General features: G+C 44.5%; 2 protein-coding genes. One reads left to right on the top strand and one right to left on the bottom strand.

Annotation, left to right across the window (positions count from 1 at the left end; all coding sequences use genetic code 11):
- Nucleotides 1–89 precede the first annotated feature (89 nt).
- The gene (locus tag NG798_RS27265; RefSeq protein ID WP_261226860.1) at nt 90–377 is read left to right on the top strand and encodes a hypothetical protein; all 288 of its coding nucleotides are present in this window, start codon (nt 90–92) and stop codon (nt 375–377) included.
- Nucleotides 378–669: 292 nt separating this feature from the next.
- Here the strand turns inward: NG798_RS27265 and NG798_RS27270 are convergent.
- On the bottom strand, nt 670–2,762 hold a 2,093-nt coding region (locus tag NG798_RS27270; protein WP_261226861.1), incomplete at its 5' end, for a hypothetical protein.

Consider the following 2,762-nt stretch of genomic DNA (forward strand, 5'->3'; position numbering starts at 1 on the left):
TTTAGCTGGCATAGACGGGCCTAATAAATTGCATAAATTTGTTTTTTCATTATACATTATAAGTGCGTAACAGCTTAGACATTTTTATAATGAGCAGCGAAGACCCTTTTTTGGTGTCCGTGATGAGTCGTCGGCAACTTTACCCGGTTAATGGTTCAACAGAAGAGGGAATTTACATCTACTCGCCTGAAGATATCATTCTACAAAAACTCAATTGGTACAAACTTTGGGACAGTCGCCAAAAGCAATGGATGGATGTGTTGGAAGTTTTGAAGGTGCAAAAAGACCAACTCGATCTTGCTTACTTATACCGATGGGCTCTTAAACTTGAACTAGCAGATTTGCTGATTAAAGCGATGTTTCAATCAGGATATTAACAGATTTCTATACATAGAGTATTAGTGGGTTAATCTGCCGCTAACCCGCCCTAAATTAAGCCAACTGTTGGCAAGCATTCCAAGCAAACGCTTTTAAAAACCGGCCCTGCCAAATGCCTAACTTGTGCCATACCAGTTTTTAATAACCAGTTTCCCACTCATCCAATATTCAAGCCTCGCCTTGAGGATATTCCCAAGGTGGAGCAGCAAACAATCGCATCCAACCGGCATCCCTACTCAATAAGAGTTTGGCCAATTTTTTCTCAAGCGGTATTGCTCGGATACTCAACAATTAAGCCAATTGTTTACAAGCATTCCAAGCAAATGCTTTTAAGAACCGGCGCTGCCACAGTCCTAACTTTCTCCATACCAGGCTTAAATAACCATCCGTCGCCCACTCATCCAACATCCGAGCCAAGCCTTCAGCATATTCCCAAGGTTCTGAAGCAAACACCCGCATTACCCCAGCACCCCATTCAATATCCTCATCTGAATAAGTCTGTGGTGTCGGTGGAGGAGAGGCCGGTGGTGGAGCTTGATTATTGGCCATTTCTTCCAGTACCTCTGGTAAATAGATTTCAGCAAAGAACCGAGCAGTGTCATCTAGTTGTGGGGGTGTTAGTTTTCCTTTTAAAGCTTCTATAAGGGAAATTAACACCCTCTTCACCGGCTCAAACCCACCCATAACACCGGCCATCTGGCTGATCCTCCCCCGCGTCACCCCTACCGCCGCTGCAACCGTAGAAGTGGTACAGGCAACACCGGCAGCCAGAGCATCCCACATAGAAGCGATCATGGCCCTTTCACGCTGTACCCCCTTAGTTGCCGCCGCCAAACAGATATCGGCGACATCAATAAATTCAACCGTGCAGCCAGGATAAAACCGTTGTAGTTCAATGGCCACATTCTGAGGATATTGGTCAGATACCAGCCAGCAGGTCTTAGGTTTATCTGATAATTGTGCTCTTAACCGGCCAACTAATTGGACAACTTCAGCCATCACTAATCTTTCCACCCACCGGCCAAAACTACCACCAAGATGTGTAGGTTCAACAGCTTGACCCCTGGTTGCAGCCCACTCCATCGCTAGTGCACCGAGGTTTGGTAGTGGGGAACCGATAGCAATTAACTGGTCACAATCACGAAAAGCATTGCTACCTCGGTTATCAAGAAACCAGTAGCCAGAAATTGAATTTGAAATATTGGTCAGATATTTCTTGAACTCAATTATGCCGGTGCTCTCAGGGAAGAATTGTGTGAGTGAAGTTATTAAATGGTTAATTCTCTGTTGTTGGCTGAACACACCCTCTGTTTCTCGGTTCATCCCGCAACTGCCCACGCCAGCCACTATCTTAATGGTCAAATTTGAGTAATTAGCCTTCTCCTCTTCAATCGCCAAAATCGCATTCTTATTGATGCCGGTCATCATGGCTAAATCAGCCGTACTGAGGGTGGCATCCAACCAGATATTGACACCCACTGCTGCTGCTGTTTTTTCGTGTCGGTAGTATGGTACAGAAACCGTAAAATTCCACTCATGGTCAATGCTAATACTTACTCTCTTACTCCGACCAGAAAGTGCCTTAAATAACAGACTGAAGTAATGGGGATGCCACTCATTATCAATCCACTGTTGTTTCTCTGCCGGTGACTGTATCCCAGAAAAGCTGATAGGAGGATTGATTAATTTATCAGCAGCAGCCGCCAAATTTGTTGTACTGATTAACCGATAAGTGGTATCAAAAGCGGGTAAGGTAATTAAACTTGGTAATCCCAGTAATTCTCGGAGTTCTACAAAATTCATCCCATATTTGCTATTAATTTTAGCCTTCAATAGTTTGCCATACCAATCAGCAAAGATGGGGGTGAGATAGCTATGCAATTCACTATCGTTAGCTTGCAGTGTAGCCAATGCTTTGTGTAAATCACCCCAATTAAATTGGATAATTCTGTTATTCTGAAAAACCTTACCAGGTTCATCCCAAATAGCAATAGCTTGAGCAACCGCTTTGAAATCAGATACCATCTGGTCTGGGTGTGCTCGCAGGAAATCACTATGCTTTAACTGTTGTTGCCGGTCTGCTAGAAACTGACAACTCTCAATCAATGGGCAGGCTTGGCAGATTGGGCTATCAGCACCACCGCCAATAGATAATCCTTTTTGCTGGAATTTGAGGAAGGTTTGGGTTTCAGGACAATTACCAGGAATATCTGGAGTCTCACCGGCCTTTACCCGCCTGATATAAGAGGTTCCCATTGGGGTTTTGTGCTGGTGGTCATACTTTTGGCCCTCATGGCGAGTAACAAGCCGTTCAAAATTCCTTTCAACTGGTGCAGTCGTGGGGTTTTCTGCATCATCCGATAGATAAAATACCCGGCGCATAG

Origin of the sequence: Ancylothrix sp. D3o, assembly GCF_025370775.1 — a bacterium.
Taxonomy (GTDB): Bacteria; Cyanobacteriota; Cyanobacteriia; order Cyanobacteriales; family Oscillatoriaceae; genus Ancylothrix.

What these genes read in the sequence shown, in the direction of transcription:
- NG798_RS27265 (WP_261226860.1), top strand. Translation starts at nt 90, where the DNA reads ATGAGCAGCGAAGACCCTTTTTTGGTGTCCGTGATGAGTCGTCGGCAA.